We start from the raw sequence: 20,912 nt of genomic DNA on the forward strand, positions 1-20,912 counted from the left end.
CGCCGAAATGGGGAATCGAAAACGCAGAAAAACCGCCGTCTTGACACGGCTTTCCTGCAAATCCAGTTACTTCAGCGCTCCGGAAAACCGCGCCAGATCAATCGCCTATCGATTGATCACGGACGACTACCAAACCAACCCTGAGGCGGTCTGCATAGCCTTTGCCCTTGAGATAATCTCGCGGCGTCATTTCGTTGCCATCTTTGTCTTTGAGTTCTCGATTTGCCTTTTGATACCACGCGTTGAGTTCCCAGTGCTTCAGCTTGGGAATGCTGACCAGGTTCTCGCCGGAGGTTATCAACTCCGATGGTATTTCGCCGCTGCGGCCCGACGCCTGCTCCACGATGTGGTGCACGTCGTAGCCGCGGCGCGCCGGGCCTTGAGCCGCCTGCTGCAGTTCGTCGAGCGACTTCGGCGTGTCACTATAGGCCTTGATATAGGGATAGTACTCATAGACCCACGCGGCGATCTGGGCGGCGTTCAGGGCCAGGCCGATCGGGCCGCCGACCGCATCCTCGCCGGCCAGGATCACAGCGCGCTTCGCCGCCCAGCGCGCCAACGCCTTGATGATTGGCCAGCGATAGGAGTTACCGGGATCCTCCGGTGGGACGAGCGGCGCATCGTCGAACAGCGGCGGGCCGCCATTATGGCCGATGCCGGGGCGGTTCGGGTCGGGACGCGGTACGCTTGGCACCGACACGGCCGGCTTGTCGACCGGCCGAAACTGCCCGGGCCGACCTTGAGTAGCCCCCGGTGGCCAACGCGGATGCTTGTCGGGGTCCCAGACCCCGGCCTTGTCGAGCCAGTCGGCGGCCTCGGCGAAGCGGTCGAAGACCGGTGCCAGCCCCTCAACAAAGCGCCGGTCCCAAAGCGGCATGCGCTTGGCGATCGGTATGGCTGGTACATCGATGCCAAGCCGGGCCGCAACCGCCCGGACCAGCATGGCGCCCTCAGGCGACAAGGTGCCGGCGGACGCCCGATCGAGACAGGCTTGGGCCGCCGCCTCGTCGTCGACCGTTAGATGCTCGGCCGCGCGCGCGACCTGCATCGGCACCGGCTGGCCGGCGACCTCCGGCCCCAAGAGCTTGGTCAGCCAGAAGCGCATTGCGTCGGGCGGGATCGGCCGGACGGGGCTGCCGTGCCGGTCGGTGAGCGGGATGCCCGGCCAGAGCCAGACGGCCCCAGCCTTGGCGATAAGCAGGCGCGGCCGCGCCGGCGCACGACAAGGCGCCCGCGCGATCGAGACGATCGGCATGGAATGGCTCTCCGGAATTTGGGCAAAAGAAAACCGCCGGAGGCGGGGCCAGCCGGCGGTCGGTTGCGGCGAGAAGCGCTTGGGCGCGCCTTCGCTATGTTGGGTTAAGGAACCGGATTAACTCGGAACGGTCAAGCGAAATTGGAACAAAAGTAGAACATATGCGCCGCATGCGCTCCGACTTGCCCTGCCGGATAGAGCAACCAACTTCGCGGGCGCCGCCACCCTCGCCCAGCTCGCTCTCGCTCGCCGCCCTCTCCCGCTCGCGCGGGCGAGGGGGCTTCTGGTGCGGCCTCAGATCGACCGGGTGGCGCCGCCGTCGATGCGGATCATGGAGCCGGTGACGTAGCTCGCCTTCTCGCTGGCGAGGAACGCTGCGACGGCGCCGAATTCCTCGATCGTGCCGTAGCGGCCGACCGGGATCTCGGCGGCGGCCTTGGCGGCGATCTCGTCGACCGTCTTGCCCTGCTTCGTGGCGGCGGCATGGTCGAGCGAGGTCACGCGCTCGGTCAGGATGCGGCCGGGCAGCAGCATGTTGACCGTGACGCCGTCCTTGCCGACTTCGCCCGCCAAGGTCTTCGACCAGCCGACGAGGGCGGAGCGCAGCGTGTTCGACATGCCGATCGTCGGGATCGGCTGGATGACGCCCGAGGAGGCGACGGTCAGCACGCGGCCCCAGCCGCGCGAGCGCATGCCGGGCAAGGCCAGGTCGGTCAAGCCGATGACGTTCAGCACCATCGCTTCGAACTGGGTCTGCCATTGCTCGGGTGCTATGCCGGCGGCACCAGACGGCGGCGGGCCGCCGGAATTGTTGACCAGGATGTCGACGCCGCCGAACGCCTCGGCGATGCGGTGAAAGGCCTTGGCGATGCTCGCATGGTCGGCAAGGTCGGCCGCGACCGCCATCATGGGGGCCCCGGTCTTGTCGCCGATCTCGAGTGCCGCTCTCTCCAGCACCTCGCGGTTGCGCGAGACGATGGCGACCGAGGCGCCTTCGGCCGCGAGCGCGGTCGCGATACCGCGGCCGATGCCGCGGCCACCGCCCATCACCAGGGCGCGCTTGCCCGTGAGACCCAGATCCATGGTCAGAAACCCCTTTCTCTTTTGGCCCTGTCGAGCCGGGCCAAAAGATGGTCCAGCTCGGCATGGTCGTGCTTGTCGAGGCTCGGCCCCGGGCTGCGCACCTTGGCCGAGCCGATGAGGCCGCGCCGGCGCAACACCTCCTTGCGGATGGCGAGCCCCAGGCCCGGCTGGTTCTCGTAGCGGACGAGCGGCAGGTAGATGTCGTAAAGATCCTCAGCCCGCTCTTTTTCGCCGGCATGGAACAGGCGCACGACGTCGACCAGCATCTCGGCGAAGGCGAAGCCGGTATTGGCGCCGTCGACGCCGCGGTGCAGCTCCAGGGGAAGGTGCATGGCGCCGTTGCCGACCAGGATCGACACGCGGCGCCGGTTGCCCGCTGCCTCGTCGGCGCGCACGAGCGTGATCTTCTTCAGGCCGGGCGTCTCCTCGTGCTTCAGGATCTTGAGGCTCGGGAAATCATGGAAGAGGCGATTGATGAGCGACGGGGCCATGGTGACCTGGGTCGTCTGCGGATAGTCCTGCAGCACGATCGGCGTCGAGCCCAGCGCCGCGGTCACTTGCGCGTAATAGCCGTAGATCTGGTCGTCGGTCTTGAGCCCGGTCAAGGGCGCCACCATCGCGCCGGCGGCACCCAGGTCCATGACCGTCTTGGTGAAATCGCGCATCACGTCCATGCCGGGCGCGCTCACGCCGACCACGACCGGCACGCGGCCGTCGATGCGGGCGAGCACGCGCTTGGCGAAGGTGAGCGATTCCTCGTTCGACAGCTTCGGCGCCTCGCCGAACACGCCCAGAATGGTGACGCCGTCGACCCCGGCCGCGAGATAGGACTCGATCAGCCGGTCGGCCGATGCAAGGTCGAGTGCGCCGGCATCGGTGAAGGGGGTCGCGGCGATGATATAGACGCCCCGCGCGGTCTCGTCGATCAAAGGCATGAAGCGACATCCGATACCATGGAAGGGGTTACGATCATGCGCCGCCCTGGCGTGGCAGGGCAAGCCGCGAGGGGCGATCTGCCGCGGGTGGACACGCGCTTAGGATCGGTCACAGGCCGCTGAGGTCGTCGGGCTCGAGGCCGAGATCCCGGAGTGCGGGGCGGCCGAGGTGGCGAAGCGCCCGATGATCGCGGCGGCGGTTCATCATGCCACGCCACCACCGGGCGAGACCCTCTGGCCATTGGGCGTGCCGCCAGATCGGTAGCGGCGCGGTGTTCGCGTTGGGCGGCGCGGTTGCCGCCTCTTCTGCTGCTGTCATCGTCTCGTCCTTGGGAGAGGGGCGAAACCGGCGCAGGAGCAGACTTCAAAACGACGAAGGCCTCGCCCGTGCCGGCGAGGCCTTCGTTGTTTCCGCTGATGGGGGAGGCTTATCCCAGCCGGAAACGCCGCGGCCCCACCTCGAAGGTGGCGTCACGGTCGCGTCGGCGGAGGCGGGCGCTCGTCATCTGCATGGCGAAACCATACCGAGCGGTATGTCACGCCGTCAATCGCGGATTGTCTTGCCCCGTGCCGTGCCAAACCGGCTGCGATATTCGCCGGGTGTCAGGCCCATCACCTTCTGGAACACTTTCCGGAAGGCGCCCGCGTCCTCGTAGCCCACGTCCCAGGCGACCTGGTCGATCGTACGGCTGGTCAGTTCCAGCATCTCGCGCGCCTTGCCGACACGCAGCTGCTGGCAATATTCGGTCGGCTTGAGCCCGGTCGCCTTGCGGAAGCGGCGCAGGAACGTGCGCTCCTCTAGCCCGGCCCGGCCTGCCATGGCGGCGAGGCTGACGTCGCGGGCACCCGTCGCCTGCAGCCAATGCTGCGCCTTGAGGATCGGCTGGTCGCCATGCTGCAGCGGCGGCGCGAAGCTCGAGTAGTAGCGCTGCTCGCGGCCCGGCGGATCGACCAGCAGGAAGCGTGCCGTCTTCAGCATCACGGTCGGGCCCATGAGCCGGTCGACCAGCTTCAGCCCCAGGTCGGTCCAGGCCATGAGCCCGCCCGCCGTGATCAGGTCGCCGTCGTCGATGACGAGCCGGTCCGTATCGACGCGGACATCGGGGAAGCGCCGGGCCAGCGTTTCGGTATAGGTCCAGTGGGTCGTGGCCGTGCGTCCGGCGAGCAGGCCGGTCTCGGCCAAGAGGAAGGCGCCGGCGCAGACCGAGCAGAGCGTGGCGCCTTCGGCCTGGCGTGCGCTCAGCCAGCGCGCCGGGGCGGCCGCCGCCTCCGGCGTGATCGGTGCGCCCAGGCTCGGCGGCAGGATCAGGATGCCGGGCCGGCCGGGCCAGCCCGGATGCGTATCGAACACGCGCTCGATCGCGCCGCTGTCAGGCCCCTCTTGCCAATGGCTGACGCGCAGGGCCGGCCGGGCTTCGGCCTCGCCGCCGGCTGCAAGCCGGCTCGCGACCTGGAACAGGTCGGTCAGGCCATGGATCGCCGCGAGCTGGGCGCGCGGATAGAGCAGGATGCCGATTTCGGCCGGATCGCTCATTTGTCAGTTTTGCCGCGAAAAATGTCGGTTTCGCCAATCCGCACCATGCCGGCAGCGCGCTAGCTTGTCCATCGGAAGGCGGCCCCTTCCAGCGAGGAATCAACAGAGGATCAAGGGATTATGACCAAGCGTGCGCTCGTCGTCGTCGATATCCAGAACGACTATTTCCCGGCCGGCAAATGGCCGCTTGTCGGCATCGAGGCGGCGGCCGACAACGCGGCCCAGGTGCTGGCCGCGGCGCGCGACCGGGGCGATCTCGTCATCCATGTCCGGCATGAATCGCTGCGCGAGAACGCGCCGTTCTTCGTGCCGGGCACGACGGGGGCCGCGATCCATCCGAAGGTGCTGAACCGGCCGGGTGAGCCCGTGGTGGTCAAGAACTTCATCAACGCGTTCCGCGAGACCGGGCTCGAGGCGATCCTTGACGATGCCGGGGTCGAGGATGTCGTGGTGGTGGGCGCCATGAGCCACATGTGCGTCGATGCGGTCACCCGTGCGGCCGCCGACCTCGGCTATCGCGTCACCGTGATCCACGACGCCTGCGCCACGCGCGATCTCGAGTTCGACGGCGTCAAGGTGCCGGCAGCTCAAGTCCACGCCGCCTTCATGGCGGCACTCGCCTTCGCCTACGCGACCCTGCGCTCGACCGCTGAGCATCTCGCCGAGGCGTGAGGTTCCGGCTCTAGGAAAATGCCTTGGCGACCATCTCCAGTGCCCGGCCGTCGGGCAGGGCGATCAGGTCCAGCACGGTGAAATGATTATGGCCGGGTGCGGCGATCAGCGTGACGGCGGCGCCGCACCTCATGAGGAGCCTGGCATAGTCCGTGGTCTGACGGACCAGTTCCGGCAGCTCGGCGCTGCCGACCGTGAGCAGGGTCCTGGCGCCCCGGCGGGCATAGCGATCCGGGCTGTACTGCTCCACTTCCTGTGGCGTGAGATCGAGCTTGTCGTTGAGATAGCAGAGCTGGATCGGCTCCAGATCGTAGAGCCCGCTGATGCCGAGCACGAGTGCCACCGCCGGATGGCCGCGAAAGCAGGTGGCGAGATGGCCGCCGGCCGAATGCCCGCTGAGGCAGAGGCGCTTGGGATCGGCCCCCCATTCGGCGAGATGGGCGGCCAGGAATTCGACCGCCTGGCCGATCTCGTTCATGATCGCGCCGATGCGGGCTTCGGGTGCGAGCGTATATTCAATGAGCGCCACGTTAAAGCCGCGCGCCAGCGGCCCCGCGGCGACATGGGCGAATTCCTCCTTGGTGCGGCTCTGCCAATAGCCGCCATGGATGAAGGCGAGCGTCGGGGCGCCGAGCTTGGGGCCCGGGAACCAGTCGAGCCGCTGGCGCGGCGCCGTCCCATAGGCGAGGTCGCGCTTCACGTCGAAGCTTTCATAGACGGTGGCGCTGCGCTTGACGAAATCCGCCATCAAGGCCGCCGCGTCCGGGACGGCCGCGCTATTGTTATAGGCTCGGTCCAGCGCCTCGCGATCCATACCCCGGTAGAGACTCATGGCAGATCCTTTCGCTCGCCTCGTGGGCAGCGAGCATAGAGGGTGGCGCGGCGTGCCGCCATCGCCGGCTCAGCGCTGCCAGATCCGCCGGTAGCTCGCGCGGAAATCGGGGTCTTCGGGCTCGGGATCGGCGCGGGTGACGACCTCGGGCTCGGCGACGAAGCCGCTCGTCGGCTGATGGGCCATCAGCCGGTTGAGCTCGTCGAGCAGCTGCCAGGCCTGCAGCTCCAGGGGCTCGGCGATGGTCGCGGTCTGGTAAAAGCCGCGGCGGATGCGGTCGCGCGCGCTCGGGCTGCCGTCGCCGGCCGAGATCAGCGACAGCCGGTCGGTCGGCACCCCCTCCTGCTGCAATTCCCCGACGGCGTCGTCGAAATAGAGATCGTTGATGGCCAGCACGTCGGTCAGCGCATCGCCATATTGCTTCAAGAGACGCGCCATCTCCGCCGGCATGCGCCGCCCGGTCTCGGTGAGCGGCAGGTTGACCAGCTCGAGCAGGTTGCATTGGGCGCAGGCCCGGATGCGGTTCGCTATGCCGCGCGCCTTGGCGACGGCGATCGCATACTGGTAGTCGGTCAGGATGACGACGCCGGCATGCCCGCCCGACCGGCTGATCGCCGCCTCCGCGGCGAGCCGGGCGACCGTGCGCGGATCGGTCGTGACGTTGACGGCGACCGGTGTGCTCGGCACCGGGCCCGGCTGGGGGCCCACATGCCAGCCGACCAGCGGCAAGAGGCGCGCCTCGGCTGCGGCGCCGTAATAGGGCCGCTCGCGCACCGCATCGAGGCCGACCAGCACGACACCGTCGGCAGCGGTATCCTCCGCGACCGCCGTGCGGAGGGCGGCGGCGAGATCGGTCGGATCGCCGGCACCGTCGAGCACGACGAGGTGCCAGCCGAGGACGCCTGCTGCCTCGGTCAGGCCGTCGACAACGCCGCTGACCCCGTCGTTGCGCATGTCCAGGGCGACGACCGCAATACGCTTGTCCTCGGCGCCCGCGGGGCCGGCCGGCGGGCCGTGCCAGCCGGCACCGGCAGCGGGGCGGGCGACGATGCCCGTGACCATGCAGGCCATGAGCAGCAGGGCGTACGCGCCTGCCCATCGATGCGCGATATGCCGTCTGGCGCCGAGCCTGCCGGTTCTCTGCCTCGTGGTCCCCTGGTCAGCCGTTCCGGTCGATCCGCGCATTCGGTCCCGCCGGCTTGGCGCCGGCCTTTTGCGGACCCGAGTGGGGTCCGCCTGTGGGCCTATCTTATGCCGGGTGCGCCGAAAGCTCTAGGAGGCGCGGCACCCCCACTCGGAACCCGGTCTCAGAACAGGCCGGAAAAGGCGCCGCCGTCCAGCACGATGTTCTGGCCGTTGAGATAGCCGGCCTGGGCGCTGCACAGGAACGCGCACATCTGGCCGAATTCCTCCGCCCGGCCGAAGCGCCCGGCCGGGTTCTCGGCCCGAAGCCGGGCGGCGAGCTCGGCCTCGTCGACGCCGGCCTCGGCGGCGGCGAACTTCAGGTTCTGGGCCAGCCGTGCCGTCTCGAAGCGGCCGGGCAGGAGACCGTTGATCGTCACGTTGTGGCGCGCCACCTGACGGGCGAGTACGCCTGCGAAGCCGGTCAAGCCGGCGCGCACGCCGATCGACACGCCGAGCTGCGGATAGGTTGCCGGCGATTTCACGCCCGAGGTCGTGATGTTGACGATCCGGCCGAAGCCGCGCGCCGTCATGCCGTCGATGACCGCGCGGATGAGCAGGATCGGCGTCAGCATGTTGGCCTCGACCGCGGCCAGCCAGTCTTCATGGCTGACGTTGCGGAAATCGCCGGGCGGCGGGCCGCCGGCGTTGTTGACGAGGATGCCGGGATCGGGGCAGGCGGCCAGCACCGCGTCCCGACCCGCACTGGTGGTGATGTCGCCCGCGACCGGCGTGACGCGGACGCCCGTTTCACGGCGGATCTCCTCGGCGGCTTCTTCGAGGGCTGCCGCGCCGCGCGCGTTGATGACGAGATCGACGCCCTCCTTGCCAAGCGCCATGGCCGAGGCGCGCCCCAGCCCTTGCGAGGCGGCGCAGACGATGGCCTTGCGGCCACGCAGTCCAAGATCCATTCGCATCCTCCCTTCTCATGCGGATGCCTGCGGCACCCCTCGGCAGAAAGATGACGGTCGCCCCTGCTGCGATAAAGCTTCGGTGTCGCATCAGATTGATGCAAAAATGCAGCGATGATGGATTGGGATCATGTGAAGGTGCTCCTGGCACTCGCCGATGCCGGCTCGCTGCGCGGCGCCGCCCGGGCGCTCGGCATCGACCAGGCGACGGCCGGCCGGCGCCTGGTCGCATTAGAGGCGCAGCTGGGCACCAAACTGTTCGTCCACACGCCGTCCGGCTATGTCGTGACGGCGGTGGGCGAGGCGATCCTGCCCGGGGCGCGCCGGATGGCGGCAGAGGCGCTGGCGCTCGGCCGCCGCGCCGCCGGCACGGAGGCCGGGCTCCACGGCACCGTGCGCATCGCGACCGGCGACGGCATTGCCCGCGGCCTCCTGATGCCGGCGCTCGCCCGGCTTCACGCGCGCCATCCCGAGATCCGCACGGTGCTGCTGACCGCGCGCACGCTCGTCGATATCGCCCATGACGAGGTCGACATCGCCGTCCGCATCGTCCGCCCGAACGATCCGGAACTGATCGTGCGGCGGCTGGGGGCGCTCACGTCCCGGCTCTATGCCTCCGTCGACTATGTGGCGCGGCGCGGCGTGCCGGCGCCGGGCGGCGGCTTCGCCGGCCATGACCTGATCCTGCCGTACCCGGCGCCTGCCGGGCCGTTCCATGGCGAACCGATCGGCGCCGGCCGCGTCGTGCTCGAGACCAACTCCATGCTGGCGGCGGCCGAGGCGGCGCAGCAAGGCCTGGGCATCGCCTCGCTGCTCGAGCATCTGGGTGACACGGACCCGTCGCTCGTGCCGCTCTGGCCCGACCGGCCGCAGCGCCACGAGCTCTGGCTGGTGGTGCATCCCGATCTGGCGCGCTCGGCCCGCGTCCGCGCGGTGCTGGACGCGATCATCGAAGGCTGGCCCGCCGGGTGAGCGGCTATGCGCCAACCTCCTTCACCGCGATCGCCTCGACCTCGACCAGCAGCTCCGGCAGGAACAGCCCGGAGATATAGACGAGGGTGGACGCGCTCTTGATCCCGCCGGTCGCCTCGGTGCGGGCGGCAGAGAAGGCGGGGCGGTTCTTGGGGTCGGTCAGGAAAATGGTCGTCTTGACGATATTGGAAAAATCCATGCCGGCCTCGGCCAGCACCGCCTTCAGGTTGGCATAGAGCGCGCGCGTCTGCGCCTCGATGCCCTCGGGGATCGTGCCATCGGGCAGCATGCCGATCTGCCCCGCGAGATAGAGCGTACGGTTGTTGCCCGAAACCTCGACGCCGTGGTGATAGGCCTCCGGCGCCGGCCGGTCCTTCGGATTGCGGATCGTGATCATGCTCGCTCCTGTGGCTGTTGGGCGACGGATCGAATCGCCCGCGGTCATTTGGGGATGCGCACGCGGAAATGGAACAGCGGCCATGAGGCTGACCGCACGCGGCCTCCAGAAGCTCGCCCCCAAAAGCTCGCCCTCAGAAACTCGGTGGCGTGCAGGCGCTCACCACTTCGCAGACCTCGTCGCCGACGTTGCGGAAGCGGTGCGGCTTCGAGCTCTCGAAATAATAGGCGTCGCCCGGCCCCAGCACCCGCTTCACGGATCCCACCTGGACCTCGAGCCGGCCGCGGATGACGACGCCGCCCTCCTGGCCTTCATGGGTCAGCAGCACTTTCCCGGTGTCGGTGCCGGGCTGGTAATGCTCGTGCAGGATCTGCAGCGCGCGGCCTTTCAGGTCCGGCAGGATCTGGCGGAACGACACGCCGCCCTCGCCGATCTCGACCAGTTGGTCGGCGGTGAAGAACACGCGCTCCTGGTCGTCGAGCGGGAAGCCGAAGAACTCGGCCAAGCCGATCGGGATGCCGTCCAGGATGCGCTTCAGCGAGCCGACCGACGGGCTGACGGCCCCGCTCTCGATCAGCGAGATCGTGGCGTTGGTGACGCCGCACTTGCGCGCGAGCGCCCGCTGCGAAAGCCCGTGCCGCCGCCGGATCTCGACCAGGCGCGGGCCGACGTCGTCGCTCATTGCCGGACGTCCCATTGTTTCACCCGTTCAACATATTTAACGAAACGCGGGGTGGGCTCAATGATTTCAAGCGGTTGAACGACAAAAGAAATAGCCTGTCGCGGTTGCTGCGAAGGCGGGACAATGGCGGCCTGTTCCCGTCCTTTTCAGGTGCGCGCCCCATGTCCTATGCCCAGATGCCGAACGACCTCGAAGCCTTCTGGATGCCGTTCACGGCGAACCGCCAGTTCAAGGCGGCACCGCGCCTTCTGGTTTCGGCCAAGGACATGCACTACGTCGCGGCCGACGGCCACAAGGTGATGGACGGGGCCGCCGGCCTCTGGTGCGTCAACGCCGGCCACGGCCGGCAGAAGATCGTCGAGGCGGTGCAGAAACAGGTGGCCGAGCTCGACTTCGCGCCGACTTTCCAGATGGGTCATCCGAAGGCGTTCGAGGCGGCCTCGCGCGTGGCAGCATTGCTGCCGGGCGATCTCGACCGGATCTTCTTTGCCAATTCCGGGTCGGAGGCGGTCGACACCGCGCTCAAGATCGCGTTGGCCTACCACCGGGCGCGCGGCGAGGGCTCGCGGACCCGCCTCATCGGCCGCGAGCGCGGCTATCACGGCGTGGGCTTCGGCGGCATCTCGGTCGGCGGCATCGTCAACAACCGCAAGTTCTTCGGCGGGCTTTTGACCGGCGTCGACCACCTGCCGCACACCCATAACCTGGAAAAGAACGCCTATACCAAGGGCGAGCCGGAATGGGGTGCGCATCTGGCCGACGATCTCGAGCGGATCGTGGCGCTGCACGACGCCTCCACCATCGCCGCCGTGATCGTCGAGCCGGTCGCGGGCTCGACCGGCGTGCTGGTGCCGCCCAAGGGCTATCTGAAGCGGCTCCGCGAGATCTGCGACAAGTACGGCATCCTCCTGATCTTCGACGAGGTCATCACCGGCTTCGGGCGCCTGGGTTCTGCCTTTGCCTCGGAGCACTTCGGTGTGCTGCCGGACATGGTGACGATGGCCAAGGGCCTGACCAACGGCGTCATCCCAATGGCAGCGGTCGGCGTGCGCGAGCCGGTCTTCCAGGCCTTCATGCAGGGGCCGGAGAACGCCATGGAGCTGTTCCACGGCTATACCTATTCGGGCCATCCGATCGCGTCCGCCGCGGCGATCGCGACGCTCGACCTCTATCGCGAGGAGGGACTGTTCGAGCGCGCGGCATCGTTGGCGCCGTACTTCGAGGAAGCCGCCCACGCCTTGAAGGGCCTGCCGCACGTCATCGACATCCGCAACATCGGGCTCGTCGCCGGCATCGAGCTCGAATCGCGCCCGGGCAAGGTCGGCGCACGCGCTTACGAGTCGCTCGTCAAATGCTTCGAGCAAGGGCTGTTGATCCGCACGACCGGTGATATCATCGCGCTCTCGCCACCCTTGATCATCGAAAAGAATCAGATCGACGAACTGTTCGGCATTCTCTCCAAGGTGCTGCGCGACATCGACTGATCGCGCTCATCGCGGTCCCGCTGATCGGCGGGCGAATGCCGGCCACAACGAGACACCGGGAGGAGACGGGTCATGCTGATCGGCGTTCCAAAAGAGATAAAAAGCAACGAGAACCGGGTCGGCCTGGTGCCGGGCTCCGTGCGCGAGCTGGTGCAGCACGGTCACCGGGTGCTGGTCGAGCGCGGCGCCGGCGCCGCCATCGGCTTTTCCGACGAGGCCTATGGCGCGGTCGGCGCGGAGCTCGTCGCCACGGCGGCTGACGTCTTCGCGCGCGCCGAGATGATCGTGAAGGTGAAGGAGCCGCAGCCGAGCGAATGCGCCATGCTGCGCGAGGGGCAGATCCTGTTCACCTATCTGCACCTGGCGGCGGACAAGGCGCAGGCGGAGGCGCTGATCCGGTCCCAGGCCGTCTGCATCGCGTACGAGACGGTGACCGATGTGCGCCACGGCTTGCCGCTGCTCGCACCCATGAGCGAGGTCGCCGGCCGCATGTCGATCCAGGTCGCAGCCCATTGCCTGGAAACCCAGCAGGGCGGCGGCGGCATGCTCCTGGGCGGCGTGCCCGGCGTGCCGGCGGCCAAGGTCGTGATCCTGGGCGGCGGTGTGTCCGGCACCAATGCCGCGCGCATGGCCATGGGCATGGAGGCCCATGTGACCGTGATCGACCGGTCGCTGCAGCGGCTGAACGAACTCGACATGCAGTTCGGCGCCCGGCTGCACACGCTGTTCTCGACCGCCGAGAACATCGAGCGCACCGTCATCGATGCCGACGCGGTGATCGGCGCGGTGCTGATCCCTGGGGCGGCGGCGCCCAAGCTCGTCAGCCGCGACATGGTGCGCCAGATGAAGCAGGGCGCGGTCATGGTCGATATCGCGATCGACCAGGGCGGCTGCTTCGAGACCTCGCGGCCGACCAGCCACGACAAGCCGACCTTCATCGAGCACGGCGTCGTGCATTACTGCGTCACGAACATGCCGGGCGCCGTCGCTCGCACCTCGACCGTGGCGCTCAACAACGCGACCCTGCCGTTCGTCATCTCCCTCGCCGACCGGGGCTGGAAGCGCGCGCTCAGACATGACCCGCACCTCAAGGACGGGCTCAACATCGCGTTCGGCCGGGTGACCCACGAAGCCGTTGCTCATGCGCTCGGTTACCATTATCTCGTGCCGGACGAGGTTTTGGCCGATTGAGGAAGCATGCGGGTCACGGTACTGGCGGCGACGGGGCGCCTGGGGCAGGCGCTCGTCCGGCATCTGCGTGCCGAGGGGCACGCGGTCATCGCCGTCGGCCGTGACCCGGCGAAACTAACGACCCTGCCTGAGGACGTGGTCCGCCGCGTCGCGGATTTCGGCGACGCGACGGCACTCAAGGTGGCGCTCGCCGATGCGACGTGCATCGTCAGCTGTGCCAATGCCGCCCATGTGCCGGCAATCCTTGCGGCCCTGCCGGCGCCCTTGCCGGAGCGGCTCGTGCTCATGGGCTCGACCCGGCGGTTTTCCGCCGTACCCGATGCCACGGCCGAGCATGTGCGGCGGGCCGAGGCGCTGCTCGCGGAGCTGCCGGTGCCGAGCGTGATGCTGCTGGCGAGCCTGATCTACGGTGCCGGCGGCAGTGTCGTCGACGGGCTGGCGGCCCGGCTTCGCCGGTCGCGCTTCCTGCCGCTGCCGCGCGGCGGCCGCTCGCTGGTCCAGCCGATCCATATCGACGACGTGGCGGCGGCGCTCGTGGCCGCGATCGTGCGCGACGCGGCGCCGGGCGCGCCCATTGTCATCGCCGGCCCCGCGCCGATGAGCTATGGCGCCATGGTGCGCACCATCGCGCGCAGCATCGGCCGGCCGGTCGTCATTCTGGCGCTGCCGGGCTGGCTGTTCTCCGGTTTGGGCCGGCTCCTGGCGCTGGTGCCCGGGCTCGCGGGCCTGGGCGGCAGCCTGCGCCGGCTGGTCGAGGACAAGGCCTACGACATCGGCGAGATGCGCCGCCGCCTCGGCGTCTCGCCACGCGCCTTCGAGATCGGCGGGCCGCGCTAGAGCGCGGTCGCATTGGCTGGAACCAGCCAATGCGTGAATCGCGCTCTACCTATTTGATTAGAGACGGATTCACGGAATGAGTGGATCGCCAAGCGATTCCACTCATTCCGATCCGGCTCTAGGCCCGCAGCAGCTCCTCGACGAACGCCGGGACCAGCTCGGTCGCGGGGCCGTGCCGCGCCTCGTCGAACAGCCTGGCCCCCTCGGACGGCTCGAGGTTGAGCTCGACCGTGCGCGCGCCGGCGCGGCGCGCCTCGTCGACAAAGCCCGCGGCCGGATAGACGTTGCCGGACGTGCCGATCGAGACGAACAGGTCCGCCTGAGCAAGCGCCTGCTCGATCTCCGCCATGTGCATCGGCATCTCGCCGAACCAGACGACGTCGGGCCGGAGCGAGCCCGTGCCATCGCAGCCGGCGCAGGCGAAATCCTGGGTCAGCTCCTCGGTCACCGGCACGACACGGCCGCAGCCGGTGCAGCGCGCCTTCAGGAGCTCGCCGTGCATGTGCAGCAGCCCACGGGTACCGGCGCGTTCGTGCAGGTCGTCGATGTTCTGGGTGACGACCAGCACCGGGCCGGGCCAGTCTCGCTCCAGCCGGGCGAGGGCGATATGGGCTGCGTTCGGCTGGACCGCGGGGTCGAGCAACTGGCGCCGCCGGGCATTGTAGAAGGCCTGGACCCGCGCAGGATTGCGCCGGAACGCCTCGGGGGTCGCGACATCCTCGATCCTGACGGTCGCCCAGATGCCATCGGCATCGCGAAAGGTCGCGAGCCCCGACTCGCGGCTGATGCCGGCGCCGGTCAGGATGACGATCGATTGCATGTCGGCCATGAACTGCCTCTCCCGTGTCGGCCGGATCCTAGAAGCGGGGGCCGCCGCGTGCCATATGACGTGCGACCGTAGTGGCGCAATAGCCCTCGCCCGCGAGAGCGGGAGGGGGAGGGGACCCGGCCGTTGGGCCGGGGAGGGTGAGGGCAGTGTAGCTGAGACACCCTCACCCGCCTCGCTTGTGCTCGGCCGCCCTCTCCCGCTGCCGCGGACGAGGGCTTCATGTGACGATTCTTCGAGTTCGAGCGTGCCCCAAGAAGATGCCCTCGCCCAGACCCTTGCCGACATCCGCGCCTGCCGCGAGTGCGAGAGCCAACTGCCCTTGGGGCCGCGGCCGGTCATCCGGGCGAGCGTCACGGCGCGGCTCCTCATCATCGCCCAGGCACCCGGCACACGCGTGCACGAGACAGGGCTCTCGTTCAACGACCGCAGCGGCGACCGGTTGCGCGACTGGCTGGGGGTGAGCCGGGACGAGTTCTATGACGAAAGCCGTATCGCGATCATGGGGATGGGCTTCTGCTATCCGGGCGTCGACCGGCACGGCGGCGACCTGCCGCCCCGGCCGGAATGCGCGCCGCTCTGGCACCCGCGCGTGCTGCCGCTGCTGCCGGCGATCGAGCTCACGCTCCTCATCGGCCTGCACGCGCATCAGCGCTACCTGCCCGAGACGAAGCGGCTCAGCGTGAGCGAGCGGGTCGCCCGCTGGCGCGAGCAGCCGGCGGACCGCTTCGTGCTGCCGCATCCGAGCTGGCGCAACACGGGCTGGCTGAAGCGCAATCCCTGGTTCACGGACGAGCTGCTGCCGGTCTTGCGCCTCCGCGTGCGAGCCGTGCTGGACGGTGTCGTGCTGAACGAGCGGGGCTGAGCCCGCTTCCGCCCGCGGGCTGCGACGCGGGCGAGCCTTGCCCCGGGACCACCGCTGGTCGCATGCTTTTCGCATGGGCGAGCAACCGGTCATGTGCGTGCCGTCGCACGGTCGGAACGGCGGGCGGCCGACCCGGGCCGAATCGGCGCGGCGGGTCGAACATCTGCTCGACGTCGCGACCGCGCTGTTCCTCGGCCACGGCTATGGCGCCGCGACGATCGAGGCTGTGGCGCGGGAGTCGGGCGTCGCCAAGAAAACGATCTATCGGCGGTTCGGCGGCAAGGCGGCGCTGTTCGGTGCGGTGCTGCGCCGCCTGTCCGACCGGTGGCTCGACGGGTTGGGCGCGCTGCCGGCCGACGGCGACGCGCTGTCGGCGACGCTCCGCACCTTCGCCCGGCATGCGCTCAATGCCGCCGTCAGCCGCGAGGGCGTCATGCTCTCGGCCATGATCCAGGCCGAGGCCCGCGCCTTCCCCGAGCTCGCCCATGGCTACTACGAAAATGGCCCGGCCCGCATCCAGGCAGCGCTCGCTCGCTTCCTCGCCGCCGAGGTCGCGGCCGGCCGGCTCACGCTTGACGACCCGGAGACGGCGGCCGATCAGTTCCTGCATCTGGCGGTCGGCGGTATCCATCGCCGCGCCGTGCTGGGCGTCGAGCCGCTTCCGGACCGCGCGGCGCTTGACCGGCGCGCCGATTTCGCGGTCCGCATCTTCCTCGACGGATGCCGCCGCGCGTGACACAATCGATGACAGTCTCGTGACGGCGTTGCCGCGGCAAGGCCAGGGCCGTCCGTAGGCCGGAGAGCGCAATGCGCGAGCTTTTCGATCGCCAATTGGCGGAACTCAAGATCCGGGTCGTGGCGCTGGGCCGCCTCGCCGTCGCCCAACTCGACGGTGCGCTCCAGGCGGTCGAGCACCGGGATGTCGGCCTCGCACATGATGTCGCCGCGGCGGACGGCGCGCTTGATCGGGCCGAGAGCGAAATCGACACTATCGTCCTGCGCTTGCTGGCGTTGCAGCAGCCGGAGGGAGCCGACCTGCGCCGCTTGCTGGCGGCACTTCGCATCTCCACCGCGCTCGAACGGGTCGGCGATCATGCCAAGACAGTGGCGAAGCGCGTGCCGGCGGTGCGCGCGGGCCTGCCGAACCCGGCCGACCCGAGGCTGGTCGCGATCGGGCAGATGGCGCTCCGCGAGCTGGCCGATGCGATGCGGGCCTATGAGACCGATGATGCGGAGCTGGCGCTCGACGTCTGCGCGCACGATGTTGAGCTCGACCGCCTCCATAAGACCTATCTCGAGGCGATGCTCGAGGCGATGGAGGACGAGCGGTCGGCGATCCGGCCCAGCGTGTTCATGCTCTATGCCGCCCGCAATTTCGAGCGGATCGGCGATCAGGCGACCAACATCGCCGAACGGGTGCATTTCGCCGTGCGCGGCACGCTACCCAAGGAGGACCGCCCGCGGGCGAATGATGAGCCGCAATAGACCGGCGGCTTGACCGTGCGGGCGCGGTCGCCTCAGTGCGCTTCCGTCCGATGGAACGTCAGCACGCTCATGAGCTGGTGCCGGCGGCCAGAGTCGTCGACCAGCGGCAGCAGCAGGTGGCGATAATAGACGAGGGGGCGATGGAGCCAGTTGAGCGTGCGCTCGGCAAGCGTCACGAGGCCGCCGTCGCGCGCGGCGTCGAACTCGCGCCGGGTCTCCGGCAGCAAAGGGCAAGGCAAGTCGCCTAGCAAAATCCCTTGCATATTGCCAATCAGGTTGTGGCAGACCTCCGTGCCGGCGAGCCGGCAGCGATAGTCGATCGTGCTGTCGATCTGCCAGAGGATGATGTTGGGCAGGACGGGGCCGAGGTCGCACGGATCGATGTCCGCCCGGCGCGGGGCGCCGAACGGTCCGCGCTTGGCCCGCCAATAGGTTAGCGCGCGCCGGTGCTTGTCGGTCAGCCGCTCTTCAGGAAGATCGTCGGCAGGGACGGAAACGCTATAAAGCGTCAGTTCCGGGGTCATCAGGTGCGCGCCAGAGGCGATCGCGACCGGTGAAACGGTACTTGCCAGCATCGCAGAAGCCTTCCTCGATTATCTTCCCGGGCAGACTGTACGCAGCCCTTCGGGCGGATTTCGAAACGTCAACTGCAGGCTTCGTGCCACTCGCGCCGAGGTGGCGGGCACGGGGCGGCCGGCGTGGGCGTGGACGGCATGAGCGTGGATAGGCCGCTATTCCGCCTCATCCTCCAGCCGCTCCATGTCGGCGTCGGAAAAGCCAAAGTGGTGGCCGATCTCGTGGATCAGCACATGGCGGACGATATCGTAGAGATCCTCACCCGTCTCGCACCAATAGTCGAGGATCGGCCGGCGATAGAGGAAGATGCGGTCGAGGTCGGACTGGGTGGCGCTGACGCTCTTGTGCGGCAAGGCCACGCCGCGATAGAGGCCCAAGAGATCGAACGGGCTTTCCAGGCCCATCTCCTGCTCGGTCTCCTCGTCCGGGAACTCCTCGACGCGGATCTCGACGTCCTTGACGAAGCTGGCGAGCGTCGGAGGGATGCCCTCGAACGCTTCCCGGGCCAGGCGTTCGAGATCATCGAGACCAGGGGGTAGGATCGATTCGTCGGGCATGATAAAGGCGGCTTTCGAGGACGATGAGCCAGAGCGGCACGGGTTATTGCGGCACGGGCTATTGCGGCACGGGGCGGATCCTGGCGATATCTCCGGACGCGCGCTCTATGCCAAGATGCCGCATCCCCGGGCGAGAGGGAAGGGCGGCGGGAGGGAAGGACGACATGACAGCGAAACTGACCGCAGCCGAACGCACCGCGGCGCTGGCCGAACTCACCGGCTGGACCGTAGTGCCCGAGCGCGACGCGATCCGGAAATCCTTCAAGTTCGGCGATTTCGTCGGCGCGTTCGGCTTCATGACCCGCGTGGCGCTCCTGGCCGAGAAGGCCGATCACCATCCGGAATGGTCGAACGTCTACAACCGGGTCGAGATCCTGCTGACGACCCACGACGCGAGCGGGCTCTCCGCTCGCGATGTGGCGCTGGCCAAGGCGATCGACGCGCTGCTGGGCTAGGGCGCCTGATCAGACCGGCGGCGCTGCGCGGAACGCCGGCAGCGCTTCGGCGCGAGCCGAGAGTGCGGCGAGCGCCGGATGGCGATCGACCGGGACCCGGTCGGCGACCATCAGCTGCGTGAAGCGCCAGGCGACGGCGGCGCTGACGTCGGCCTGCAGCGGCCGGTCGCCGAAGAGCCAGTCGTCGCCCGCATCCACTTCCCGGTCGAGCAGGCTGCAGGCGGTCTGCAGCTGGCCCGTCACCCGGTCGAGCCAGGGCTGGTGCCGCTTGTCCGCCGGACGCAGTTCGAATTCATAGACGATCTGGATCGCCTTCTCGCAGACGGCAAGCGCGAGCCCGATCAGCCGCTGGGCGCGGGCATGGTCGCCGGGCGAGCTCGGGTTGAGCCGCCGCTCGGGGGCGGCGAGGCGGTCGAGATATTCCAGGATCAGGCCCGACTCCATCAGCACGGTCCCGTCGTCAGTGACGAGCGTCGGCGCCTTCACCACCGGATTGATCGCCGCGAACGCGTCGACTTGGCGGAATACCGAGATCGGCTCCTGCGCGAAGGGCAGGTCCATCAGATGCATCGAGATCGCCGTGCGGCGGACGTAGGGCGAATCCAGCATGCCGATCAGGCGCATGTCACGAGCTCCCTCATTCCCTGGTTGAACGGCCGGCAGGATGGCAGATCCCGCGGCCCCGTGACATGGCGGGTCATCGGCCCTAAGACGTTTTTGCCGATGAATTCAAAGGGGATGAACGGGATGCCGCTGCCGGTCGAGCTCGATGCCAAGGATATCGCGATCCTGGAAGCGCTGCAGGCGGACGGCCGCATCGCATTCTCCGAACTCGGCCGCCGCGTCGGCCTGTCGCAGCCGGCGATGTCGGAGCGGGTGAAGCGGCTCGAGGAGCGCGGCGTCATCACCGGCTACGGCGCCCGCATCGACCCGGCGGCGCTCGGCCTGCGCATGACGGCGATCCTGCGCTTGAAGACGACGCACCAGCAAATCGAGGCGTGCCTCAAACAGTTCGCCGCCCTGTCGTCGGTGATCGAGGTCCACCGGGTCACTGGGGACGACTGCTTCGTCTTGAAGGTGCTGGTGCCGGCGCCGGAGGATCTGGCCATCATCGTCGACGCGATCGGCCGGTTCGGCGCCGTTACCACGTCGGTCGTGCTGCGCGGCGAACCCGCGAAGCCGATCAGCCGCGAGCTCATCGCCGCCGCAAAGCGCTAGGCGCCCCGAGGAAGCACAATCCTAGGGGCGCGGCGCCGTTACTTCGGCTGCATGCGGATGGCGCCGTCGAGGCGCACCACCTCGCCGTTGATCATGGCGTTCTCGATCATGTGGATCGCGAGGCGGGCATATTCCTCGGGCAGACCGAAACGGCTCGGGAACGGCACGGTCGCGGCCAGGCTGTCCTGCACCTCCTGCGGCATGCCCAAGAGCAGCGGCGTGCCGAACAGGCCCGGCGCGATCGTGTTGACCCGGATGCCGAAGCGGGCGAACTCGCGCGCCGCCGGCAGTGCCAGCGAGACGATGCCACCCTTGGACGCGGCATAGGCGGCCTGGCCGATCTGCCCCTCGAACGCCGCGACCGACGCGGTCGAAATAATGATGCCGCGCTCGCCGTCGGCCAACGGCTCGAGCGTCTGCATGGCGGTGGCGGCGACACGCATCGTGTTGAAGCTGCCGATCAGGTTGACCTTGATGACGCGTTCGAAATCGGCGAGCGGCATGGCGCCGGTCTTGCCGACGATGCGCGCGGCCGGCGCGATGCCCGCACAATTCACCAGGATGCGCGCGATGCCGTGCCGGGCTTCGGCTTCGGCGAAGCCGGCCTCGACGGACGCCGCGTCACCGACGTCGACCGCGACCGCGTGGCCGCCGATCTCGGCCGCGACCGCCTTGGCCGCGTCCAGGTTGACGTCGAACAGGGTGACCTTGGCCCCGGCCTTGGCGAGTGCCCGCGCCGTGCCGGCGCCGAGGCCCGAGCCGCCGCCGGTAACGATCGCGGCATGTCCTTGGATCTGCATCGAGGATGTTCCTTGCCCTTGGGATTTCTGCTACCCGGGTCGTAGCCGCCCGGTCGTGCGCCCGCTCATAGCAAATGATCGGGCGGGTCGCCACTTCGGGCATCATGGGGGGGCATCGTGGGGCGGCCGGCGGGCGTTTGAGTGAACATCGGCGGCGGCGACG

Annotated in this window: 25 protein-coding genes; 10 read left to right on the forward strand and 15 right to left on the reverse strand. The window is 68.6% G+C overall.

The window, feature by feature from the left end; genetic code table 11:
• Positions 1-97 precede the first annotated feature (97 nt).
• From IEY58_RS20235 to IEY58_RS20255, 5 genes are all read right to left on the reverse strand, one after another.
• Positions 98-1,105: a hypothetical protein gene (locus IEY58_RS20235; protein ID WP_189049131.1), complete on the reverse strand. Its 1,008-nt coding sequence runs from the start codon at positions 1,103-1,105 to the stop codon at positions 98-100.
• Between the two features lie 444 nt (positions 1,106-1,549).
• Positions 1,550-2,338: an SDR family oxidoreductase gene (locus tag IEY58_RS20240; RefSeq protein WP_189049133.1), complete on the reverse strand. Its 789-nt coding sequence runs from the start codon at positions 2,336-2,338 to the stop codon at positions 1,550-1,552.
• Between the two features lie 2 nt (positions 2,339-2,340).
• A complete protein-coding gene (locus IEY58_RS20245) occupies positions 2,341-3,273 on the reverse strand; it encodes a dihydrodipicolinate synthase family protein (RefSeq protein WP_189049135.1) in 933 nt (310 codons plus the stop codon).
• A gap of 109 nt (positions 3,274-3,382) precedes the next feature.
• Positions 3,383-3,592: a hypothetical protein gene (locus tag IEY58_RS20250; RefSeq protein ID WP_189049137.1), complete on the reverse strand. Its 210-nt coding sequence runs from the start codon at positions 3,590-3,592 to the stop codon at positions 3,383-3,385.
• Positions 3,593-3,817: 225 nt separating this feature from the next.
• The gene (locus IEY58_RS20255; protein ID WP_189049139.1) at positions 3,818-4,807 is read right to left on the reverse strand and encodes a GlxA family transcriptional regulator; all 990 of its coding nucleotides are present in this window, start codon (positions 4,805-4,807) and stop codon (positions 3,818-3,820) included.
• A gap of 120 nt (positions 4,808-4,927) precedes the next feature.
• Here IEY58_RS20255 and IEY58_RS20260 point away from each other — a divergent pair, with 120 nt between their 5' ends.
• Complete coding sequence (locus tag IEY58_RS20260) at positions 4,928-5,479, forward strand: cysteine hydrolase family protein (RefSeq protein ID WP_189049141.1); 552 nt, start codon at positions 4,928-4,930, stop codon at positions 5,477-5,479.
• Between the two features lie 10 nt (positions 5,480-5,489).
• Here the strand turns inward: IEY58_RS20260 and IEY58_RS20265 are convergent, their stop codons facing one another.
• From IEY58_RS20265 to IEY58_RS20275, 3 genes are all read right to left on the reverse strand, one after another.
• Positions 5,490-6,311 (reverse strand): alpha/beta hydrolase, encoded by an 822-nt coding sequence (locus tag IEY58_RS20265; protein ID WP_189049143.1) that lies wholly within the window; start codon positions 6,309-6,311, stop codon positions 5,490-5,492.
• 69 nt (positions 6,312-6,380) lie between these two features.
• Positions 6,381-7,373, reverse strand: a complete 993-nt coding sequence (locus IEY58_RS20270; protein WP_189049145.1) for a substrate-binding domain-containing protein — start codon at positions 7,371-7,373, stop codon at positions 6,381-6,383.
• Positions 7,374-7,618: 245 nt separating this feature from the next.
• The gene (locus IEY58_RS20275; RefSeq protein WP_189049147.1) at positions 7,619-8,404 is read right to left on the reverse strand and encodes an SDR family oxidoreductase; all 786 of its coding nucleotides are present in this window, start codon (positions 8,402-8,404) and stop codon (positions 7,619-7,621) included.
• Positions 8,405-8,518: 114 nt separating this feature from the next.
• On the opposite strand from IEY58_RS20275, the gene IEY58_RS20280 reads away from it, so the two are divergent.
• Positions 8,519-9,376, forward strand: coding sequence for a LysR family transcriptional regulator (locus IEY58_RS20280; RefSeq protein ID WP_189049148.1), 858 nt, complete (start codon positions 8,519-8,521; stop codon positions 9,374-9,376).
• 4 nt (positions 9,377-9,380) lie between these two features.
• Here IEY58_RS20280 and IEY58_RS20285 read toward each other — a convergent pair whose 3' ends face one another.
• On the reverse strand, positions 9,381-9,773 hold the full coding sequence (locus IEY58_RS20285) for a RidA family protein (protein ID WP_229743840.1): 393 nt from the start codon (positions 9,771-9,773) through the stop codon (positions 9,381-9,383).
• Between the two features lie 133 nt (positions 9,774-9,906).
• A complete protein-coding gene (locus tag IEY58_RS20290) occupies positions 9,907-10,455 on the reverse strand; it encodes a cupin domain-containing protein (protein ID WP_189049150.1) in 549 nt (182 codons plus the stop codon).
• A 161-nt stretch (positions 10,456-10,616) separates the two neighbouring features.
• Between IEY58_RS20290 and IEY58_RS20295 the strand changes: the two genes are divergently transcribed.
• From IEY58_RS20295 to IEY58_RS20305, 3 genes are all read left to right on the forward strand, one after another.
• Entirely contained in the window at positions 10,617-11,939 is a 1,323-nt protein-coding gene (locus IEY58_RS20295; RefSeq protein WP_229743841.1) for an aspartate aminotransferase family protein, read from the forward strand.
• A gap of 72 nt (positions 11,940-12,011) precedes the next feature.
• A complete protein-coding gene (gene ald / locus IEY58_RS20300) occupies positions 12,012-13,130 on the forward strand; it encodes an alanine dehydrogenase (RefSeq protein ID WP_189049152.1) in 1,119 nt (372 codons plus the stop codon).
• A gap of 6 nt (positions 13,131-13,136) precedes the next feature.
• The gene (locus IEY58_RS20305) at positions 13,137-13,967 is read left to right on the forward strand and encodes an SDR family oxidoreductase (RefSeq protein ID WP_189049154.1); all 831 of its coding nucleotides are present in this window, start codon (positions 13,137-13,139) and stop codon (positions 13,965-13,967) included.
• Between the two features lie 118 nt (positions 13,968-14,085).
• Here the strand turns inward: IEY58_RS20305 and cobB are convergent, their stop codons facing one another.
• The gene (gene cobB, locus IEY58_RS20310) at positions 14,086-14,796 is read right to left on the reverse strand and encodes a Sir2 family NAD+-dependent deacetylase (RefSeq protein ID WP_189049156.1); all 711 of its coding nucleotides are present in this window, start codon (positions 14,794-14,796) and stop codon (positions 14,086-14,088) included.
• A 244-nt stretch (positions 14,797-15,040) separates the two neighbouring features.
• On the opposite strand from cobB, the gene IEY58_RS20315 reads away from it, so the two are divergent.
• The 3 genes from IEY58_RS20315 to phoU all read left to right on the forward strand — a co-directional run bounded on the left by IEY58_RS20315 (position 15,041) and on the right by phoU (position 17,143).
• Positions 15,041-15,658: a uracil-DNA glycosylase family protein gene (locus tag IEY58_RS20315; protein ID WP_229743842.1), complete on the forward strand. Its 618-nt coding sequence runs from the start codon at positions 15,041-15,043 to the stop codon at positions 15,656-15,658.
• A gap of 73 nt (positions 15,659-15,731) precedes the next feature.
• Positions 15,732-16,394: a TetR/AcrR family transcriptional regulator gene (locus IEY58_RS20320; protein WP_189049157.1), complete on the forward strand. Its 663-nt coding sequence runs from the start codon at positions 15,732-15,734 to the stop codon at positions 16,392-16,394.
• A 71-nt stretch (positions 16,395-16,465) separates the two neighbouring features.
• A complete protein-coding gene (gene phoU, locus IEY58_RS20325) occupies positions 16,466-17,143 on the forward strand; it encodes a phosphate signaling complex protein PhoU (protein WP_189049159.1) in 678 nt (225 codons plus the stop codon).
• A 32-nt stretch (positions 17,144-17,175) separates the two neighbouring features.
• Here the strand turns inward: phoU and IEY58_RS20330 are convergent, their stop codons facing one another.
• Both IEY58_RS20330 and IEY58_RS20335 read right to left on the reverse strand, forming a co-directional pair.
• Positions 17,176-17,718, reverse strand: a complete 543-nt coding sequence (locus IEY58_RS20330) for a PAS domain-containing protein (RefSeq protein ID WP_189049161.1) — start codon at positions 17,716-17,718, stop codon at positions 17,176-17,178.
• A 156-nt stretch (positions 17,719-17,874) separates the two neighbouring features.
• Positions 17,875-18,276 carry a metallopeptidase family protein gene (locus IEY58_RS20335; RefSeq protein ID WP_189049163.1) on the reverse strand — a complete coding sequence of 134 codons (402 nt, stop codon included), beginning with the start codon at positions 18,274-18,276 and terminating at the stop codon, positions 17,875-17,877.
• Positions 18,277-18,383: 107 nt separating this feature from the next.
• Between IEY58_RS20335 and IEY58_RS20340 the strand changes: the two genes are divergently transcribed.
• Entirely contained in the window at positions 18,384-18,731 is a 348-nt protein-coding gene (locus IEY58_RS20340) for a 4a-hydroxytetrahydrobiopterin dehydratase (protein WP_268237588.1), read from the forward strand.
• Positions 18,732-18,740: 9 nt separating this feature from the next.
• Here IEY58_RS20340 and IEY58_RS20345 read toward each other — a convergent pair whose 3' ends face one another.
• Entirely contained in the window at positions 18,741-19,355 is a 615-nt protein-coding gene (locus IEY58_RS20345; protein WP_189049167.1) for a glutathione S-transferase family protein, read from the reverse strand.
• Positions 19,356-19,469: 114 nt separating this feature from the next.
• On the opposite strand from IEY58_RS20345, the gene IEY58_RS20350 reads away from it, so the two are divergent.
• Positions 19,470-19,949, forward strand: a complete 480-nt coding sequence (locus IEY58_RS20350) for an Lrp/AsnC family transcriptional regulator (protein ID WP_229743843.1) — start codon at positions 19,470-19,472, stop codon at positions 19,947-19,949.
• A gap of 38 nt (positions 19,950-19,987) precedes the next feature.
• Here the strand turns inward: IEY58_RS20350 and IEY58_RS20355 are convergent, their stop codons facing one another.
• Positions 19,988-20,749 carry an SDR family NAD(P)-dependent oxidoreductase gene (locus IEY58_RS20355; protein WP_189049169.1) on the reverse strand — a complete coding sequence of 254 codons (762 nt, stop codon included), beginning with the start codon at positions 20,747-20,749 and terminating at the stop codon, positions 19,988-19,990.
• Positions 20,750-20,912: the final 163 nt, after the last annotated feature.

Origin of the sequence: Aliidongia dinghuensis (assembly GCF_014643535.1) — a bacterium.
In the GTDB taxonomy this organism is placed as follows: Bacteria; Pseudomonadota; Alphaproteobacteria; order ATCC43930; family CGMCC-115725; genus Aliidongia; species Aliidongia dinghuensis.

Coding starts and splice junctions, on each gene's coding strand:
- IEY58_RS20355 (WP_189049169.1), bottom strand. CDS start 20,749: ATGCAGATCCAAGGACATGCCGCGATCGTTACCGGCGGCGGCTCGGGC.
- IEY58_RS20340 (WP_268237588.1), top strand. CDS start 18,384: ATGCCAAGATGCCGCATCCCCGGGCGAGAGGGAAGGGCGGCGGGAGGG.
- phoU (WP_189049159.1), top strand. CDS start 16,466: ATGCGCGAGCTTTTCGATCGCCAATTGGCGGAACTCAAGATCCGGGTC.
- IEY58_RS20275 (WP_189049147.1), bottom strand. CDS start 8,404: ATGGATCTTGGACTGCGTGGCCGCAAGGCCATCGTCTGCGCCGCCTCG.
- IEY58_RS20285 (WP_229743840.1), bottom strand. CDS start 9,773: ATGATCACGATCCGCAATCCGAAGGACCGGCCGGCGCCGGAGGCCTAT.
- IEY58_RS20295 (WP_229743841.1), top strand. CDS start 10,617: ATGTCCTATGCCCAGATGCCGAACGACCTCGAAGCCTTCTGGATGCCG.
- IEY58_RS20290 (WP_189049150.1), bottom strand. CDS start 10,455: ATGAGCGACGACGTCGGCCCGCGCCTGGTCGAGATCCGGCGGCGGCAC.
- IEY58_RS20280 (WP_189049148.1), top strand. CDS start 8,519: ATGATGGATTGGGATCATGTGAAGGTGCTCCTGGCACTCGCCGATGCC.
- IEY58_RS20345 (WP_189049167.1), bottom strand. CDS start 19,355: ATGCGCCTGATCGGCATGCTGGATTCGCCCTACGTCCGCCGCACGGCG.
- IEY58_RS20335 (WP_189049163.1), bottom strand. CDS start 18,276: ATGCCCGACGAATCGATCCTACCCCCTGGTCTCGATGATCTCGAACGC.
- IEY58_RS20320 (WP_189049157.1), top strand. CDS start 15,732: ATGGGCGAGCAACCGGTCATGTGCGTGCCGTCGCACGGTCGGAACGGC.
- cobB (WP_189049156.1), bottom strand. CDS start 14,796: ATGGCCGACATGCAATCGATCGTCATCCTGACCGGCGCCGGCATCAGC.
- IEY58_RS20245 (WP_189049135.1), bottom strand. CDS start 3,273: ATGCCTTTGATCGACGAGACCGCGCGGGGCGTCTATATCATCGCCGCG.
- IEY58_RS20250 (WP_189049137.1), bottom strand. CDS start 3,592: ATGACAGCAGCAGAAGAGGCGGCAACCGCGCCGCCCAACGCGAACACC.
- IEY58_RS20350 (WP_229743843.1), top strand. CDS start 19,470: ATGAACGGGATGCCGCTGCCGGTCGAGCTCGATGCCAAGGATATCGCG.
- IEY58_RS20330 (WP_189049161.1), bottom strand. CDS start 17,718: ATGCTGGCAAGTACCGTTTCACCGGTCGCGATCGCCTCTGGCGCGCAC.
- IEY58_RS20255 (WP_189049139.1), bottom strand. CDS start 4,807: ATGAGCGATCCGGCCGAAATCGGCATCCTGCTCTATCCGCGCGCCCAG.
- ald (WP_189049152.1), top strand. CDS start 12,012: ATGCTGATCGGCGTTCCAAAAGAGATAAAAAGCAACGAGAACCGGGTC.
- IEY58_RS20270 (WP_189049145.1), bottom strand. CDS start 7,373: ATGGTCACGGGCATCGTCGCCCGCCCCGCTGCCGGTGCCGGCTGGCAC.
- IEY58_RS20305 (WP_189049154.1), top strand. CDS start 13,137: ATGCGGGTCACGGTACTGGCGGCGACGGGGCGCCTGGGGCAGGCGCTC.
- IEY58_RS20260 (WP_189049141.1), top strand. CDS start 4,928: ATGACCAAGCGTGCGCTCGTCGTCGTCGATATCCAGAACGACTATTTC.
- IEY58_RS20240 (WP_189049133.1), bottom strand. CDS start 2,338: ATGGATCTGGGTCTCACGGGCAAGCGCGCCCTGGTGATGGGCGGTGGC.
- IEY58_RS20235 (WP_189049131.1), bottom strand. CDS start 1,105: ATGCGCTTCTGGCTGACCAAGCTCTTGGGGCCGGAGGTCGCCGGCCAG.
- IEY58_RS20265 (WP_189049143.1), bottom strand. CDS start 6,311: ATGAGTCTCTACCGGGGTATGGATCGCGAGGCGCTGGACCGAGCCTAT.